The organism is Gammaproteobacteria bacterium (assembly GCA_028817225.1).
In the GTDB taxonomy this organism is placed as follows: Bacteria; Pseudomonadota; Gammaproteobacteria; order Poriferisulfidales; family Oxydemutatoraceae; genus Oxydemutator.
Window position 1 is genome coordinate 1 of sequence record JAPPQC010000009.1, and the last position, 4,085, is coordinate 4,085.

Annotated in this window: 5 protein-coding genes; 2 read left to right on the forward strand and 3 right to left on the reverse strand. The window is 65.1% G+C overall.

What is annotated here, in order from left to right; all coding sequences use genetic code 11:
• Positions 1-77: 77 nt before the first annotated feature.
• Genes fusA through rpsL form a run of 3 tightly spaced genes read right to left on the reverse strand, consistent with a single transcriptional unit; the run spans position 78 to position 3,035 of the window.
• Positions 78-2,180 (reverse strand): elongation factor G, encoded by a 2,103-nt coding sequence (fusA, locus tag OXU50_00710; GenBank protein MDD9868412.1) that lies wholly within the window; start codon positions 2,178-2,180, stop codon positions 78-80.
• Between the two features lie 2 nt (positions 2,181-2,182).
• Positions 2,183-2,650 (reverse strand): 30S ribosomal protein S7, encoded by a 468-nt coding sequence (gene rpsG / locus OXU50_00715; protein ID MDD9868413.1) that lies wholly within the window; start codon positions 2,648-2,650, stop codon positions 2,183-2,185.
• 10 nt (positions 2,651-2,660) lie between these two features.
• On the reverse strand, positions 2,661-3,035 hold the full coding sequence (gene rpsL / locus OXU50_00720) for a 30S ribosomal protein S12 (protein MDD9868414.1): 375 nt from the start codon (positions 3,033-3,035) through the stop codon (positions 2,661-2,663).
• On the opposite strand from rpsL, the gene OXU50_00725 reads away from it, so the two are divergent.
• Together OXU50_00725 and OXU50_00730 are read left to right on the forward strand one after the other, a co-directional pair.
• Entirely contained in the window at positions 3,025-3,360 is a 336-nt protein-coding gene (locus tag OXU50_00725) for a hypothetical protein (protein ID MDD9868415.1), read from the forward strand. The two genes, rpsL and OXU50_00725, sit on opposite strands and share 11 nt — an antisense overlap.
• A gap of 228 nt (positions 3,361-3,588) precedes the next feature.
• Complete coding sequence (locus OXU50_00730; protein ID MDD9868416.1) at positions 3,589-3,729, forward strand: hypothetical protein; 141 nt, start codon at positions 3,589-3,591, stop codon at positions 3,727-3,729.
• Positions 3,730-4,085 lie beyond the last annotated feature (356 nt).

Sequence of the window (4,085 nt, forward strand, 5' to 3'; positions counted from 1 at the left end):
TATCGTGCCCACGTTGATGTGCGGCTTCGTTCTTTCAAATTTTTCCTTGGACATGGTGCTCTCCCCCGTGCTGGACTCTATGCTCCGCCTTGCTGTTTGACGATTTCGCCGGTGAGGCCGGCGGGCACTTCGGCGTACTTGTGGAATTCCATCGAGTAGGTCGCCCGCCCCTGCGTCGCCGAGCGCAAATCGGTGGCGTAGCCGAACATTTCCTTCAACGGCACCTCGGCGCGAATCGAGCGGCCCATCGGAATTTCCTCCATGGATTCGATGACGCCGCGGCGGCGGTTGAGGTCGCCGACGACATCGCCCATGTAATCCTCCGGCGTGACGACCTCGACCTGCATGACCGGCTCAAGCAGCACCGGCGACGCGACCCTCGCGCCGTCCCTGAAACACTGCGAACCGGCGATCTTGAACGCCAGTTCGGACGAATCCACATCGTGAAACGAGCCGTCGTAGAGCGTAACCCGCACATCCACCAGCGAGTAGCCGCCGAGCACGCCGTTTTGCATCTGCTCCTGCACGCCCTTGTCCACCGCCGGGATGTATTCCTTCGGGATGACGCCGCCGGTGATTTCGTTGACAAACTCGTAGCCGCCGCCGCGCTCCAGCGGCTCGATGCGCAGCCACACATGGCCGTACTGCCCGCGCCCGCCGGTCTGGCGGATGAACTTGCCTTCCTGCTCCACCGCCTTCGTGATGGTCTCGCGGTAGGCGACCTGCGGCGCGCCGACGCCGGCCTCGACGCTGAATTCCCTTTTCAGGCGGTCCACGATGATCTCAAGGTGCAACTCGCCCATGCCGGAGATGATGGTCTGGCCGGTCTCGTCGTCGGTCTGCACGCGGAACGACGGGTCTTCGCGCGCCAGTTTGCCGAGCGCGAGGCCCATTTTCTCCTGGTCGGCCCTGGTCTTCGGCTCGACCGCGACCGAGATGACCGGCTCCGGAAAACTCATGCTTTCCAGCAGAATCGGCGACGCGGTGTCGCACAGCGTGTCGCCGGTGACCGCCTCTTTCAGCCCGACCGCGGCGGCGATGTCGCCGGCCTGCACTTCCTTGATTTCCTCGCGCGAGTTGGAGTGCATCTGCAGGATGCGCCCGATGCGCTCCTTGCGCCCGCGCACCGGGTTGAAGATGGTGTCGCCGGAGCGCAGCACGCCGGAATACACGCGGAAGAAAGTCAGCGTGCCGACAAACGGGTCGCTGGCGATCTTGAAGGCCAGCGCCGAGAAAGGCTCGTCGTCGGACGGCTTGCGCGACGGCGCCGCCTCGTCTTCCTTGGCGGCGACGCCCTCGATGGCCGGCATGTCGTCGGGCGACGGCATGAACTGGATGACGGCGTCGAGCAGCGCCTGCACGCCCTTGTTCTTGAACGCCGAGCCGCACAGCACCGGCACAATCTCGTTGGCCAGCGTGCGCATCCTGAGGCCGCGCACGATGTCGCGCACTTCCAGTTTGCCTTCGAGGTACTTCTCCATCAATTCCTCGTCGGCCTCGCCCGCCGCCTCGAGCAGCGTCTCGCGCCAGCGCTCGCATTCGGCGCGCATCTCGTCGGGCACATCGGCGGCCTTGTAGGTGGCGCCGAGGTCTTCCTCGTTCCAGTAAATCGCCTGGTTGGTAATCAAGTCCACGACGCCGACAAAGCCGTCCTCGGCGCCGATCGGCAACTGCACCGGCACCGGCCTCGAGCCGAGGCGGTCGCGTATCTGCGCGACGACCCGCAGGAAATCGGCGCCGGAGCGGTCCATCTTGTTGACGAACGCGATGCGCGGCACCTTGTAGGTGTCGGCCTGGCGCCACACCGTCTCCGACTGCGGCTCGACGCCGCCGACCGCGCAAAACACGCCGACGGCGCCGTCGAGCACGCGCAACGAACGCTCCACCTCGATGGTGAAATCCACATGCCCCGGCGTGTCAATGATGTTGATGCGGTGCTTGTCGAACTGGCGGCTCATGCCCTGCCAGAAGCAGGTCGTCGCCGCCGATGTGATGGTGATGCCGCGCTCCTGCTCCTGCTCCATCCAGTCCATGACCGCGGCGCCCTCGTGCACCTCGCCCATCTTGTGCGAGATGCCGGTGTAGAACAGCACCCGCTCGGTCGTCGTCGTCTTGCCGGCGTCAATGTGCGCCATGATGCCGATGTTGCGGTATCGGTCTATCGGGGTCGTGCGCGCCATCGTCACCACCGGTAATGCGAGAAGGCCTTGTTGGCCTCGGCCATTTTCAGCGTGTCTTCGCGCCGCTTGATCGCCGCGCCCTTGTTGTCGAAGGCGTCGGCCAGTTCCGCCGCCAGTTTCTCGACCATGGATTGCGGGCCGCGCTTGCGGGCGGCCTCAATCAGCCAGCGCATCGCCAGCGTCATCTGGCGCACCGGGCGCACCTCGACCGGCACCTGGTAGGTGGCGCCGCCGACGCGCCGCGACTTGACCTCGACGCGCGGCTTCACATTCTCCAGCGCGGTCTTGAAAATCTCGAGTTCGTCGCCGGACGCCTTGGAAGCCTTTGCCAGCGCCCCATAGACGATCTTCTCGGCGCGCGAGCGCTTGCCGGCCTTCATCAGCAGGTTGATGAATTTGGCGAGCGTCTCGTCCTGGTACTTCGGGTCCAGCGTAACCTGCCTTTTCGGCACTTCTCTGCGGCGCGGCATCGGACTGGTCTCAGGCGGCGGAGCGTTTCGCCCCGTATTTCGAGCGGCCCTGCTTGCGGCCCTCGACGCCCTGCGTGTCGAGGCTGCCGCGCACGGTGTGGTAGCGCACGCCGGGCAGGTCCTTGACGCGCCCGCCGCGTATCAGCACCACCGAGTGCTCCTGCAGGTTGTGGCCCTCGCCGCCGATGTAGGCGGTGACTTCGTAGCCGTTGGTCAGGCGCACGCGGGCGACCTTGCGCAGCGCCGAGTTCGGCTTCTTCGGCGTCGTCGTGTACACGCGCACGCACACGCCGCGCTTTTGCGGCGAGTTCTCGAGCGCGGTGACGCTGCTCTTCCCGATTTTTCGCTTTCTGGGCTTTCGCACCAGTTGGTTGATGGTCGCCATCGTTCTCCGGGCGCTGAATTGCAAACAAACACAAACAAACCTTCCCCGCCCTTCGGCGGGAAAGGTTCACGGCATTCCGGATAATAACGCGAAATCCGCCGCAAGTAAAGGGCTGCGCGCCGTCCGCCGCTTGCCCGCCACTCGCCCGGAAACCGGTTTTCAGCGGCGACCCGGACGGAAAGCGGCGCGCCCGCAGGCGCGGGGGCAATGCCGTGAAAACCTTGCATCGGGCGTTGTGCGGCGCGGTTTTCGCCGCCAGCGGGCCGATGACAAGGTGCGGCGGGTTTCCCGAGGCGAGGCCATGCAGGCCGGGACGAAGCGGTGAAATTCGCCGCCGGTTGAATGGCGGGGCCGGGGCCAGAACCGGCGGTGCAGCCCGCCACCAGTCAAACGGCGCCGCCGGATTGGCGCCGCCCGCACCCGCCCCGGAATAACACCGCTTGCGTTATCATATCTCTGAACGCAGCAACCGCTGTGTGTTCCGGGGCACATGCTTGCCTTGTGCGGGCGTATTGTGTGACCGGGTTGTTATCTGCCACAGGAGGCATTTGTCATGAAAAAAACAAACAGTGGAAATCCGGTTCGGAGTCTGCCGAAACACGCGATAGACAACCGCGCGAATCAGAAGAATCCGGAGCACAAGGATTTCGGGAAAGGCCAGACGCCGGAACCTGCGGAACCGAAAGGCAAGTAGCGTCTTTGACATCGGCACAACGGGGGTGGGTTGCCTCGGCCCCGTTGTGTCCGCCGGCGGCTGACTGCAACCCCGGACAGGAGCGAGAAAATCCCGGCGCCGCCGCTGATGAAAGTCGCCTGTCGCATCGTGAGAAATCCCGCCTCTGACCCCCCGCCGGGGGCGGTGAAGGTTTTCGTTGTCGCGGGAATTGCCGGGCGGGAAAGAACGCGGCAGGACGACGGCGGTGTGCTATACTTTGCTCGTCCCTTTAAACCAACTTTGGAGGCCCTGTGAAGCCGATGTTGCAATCTGACCACACACGACATGGGGGGGGGGGGGGGGGGGGGGGGGGGGGGGGGGGGGGGGGGGGGGGG

Coding starts and splice junctions, on each gene's coding strand:
- rpsL (MDD9868414.1), bottom strand. CDS start 3,035: ATGGCGACCATCAACCAACTGGTGCGAAAGCCCAGAAAGCGAAAAATC.
- OXU50_00725 (MDD9868415.1), top strand. CDS start 3,025: ATGGTCGCCATCGTTCTCCGGGCGCTGAATTGCAAACAAACACAAACA.
- OXU50_00730 (MDD9868416.1), top strand. CDS start 3,589: ATGAAAAAAACAAACAGTGGAAATCCGGTTCGGAGTCTGCCGAAACAC.
- fusA (MDD9868412.1), bottom strand. CDS start 2,180: ATGGCGCGCACGACCCCGATAGACCGATACCGCAACATCGGCATCATG.
- rpsG (MDD9868413.1), bottom strand. CDS start 2,650: ATGCCGCGCCGCAGAGAAGTGCCGAAAAGGCAGGTTACGCTGGACCCG.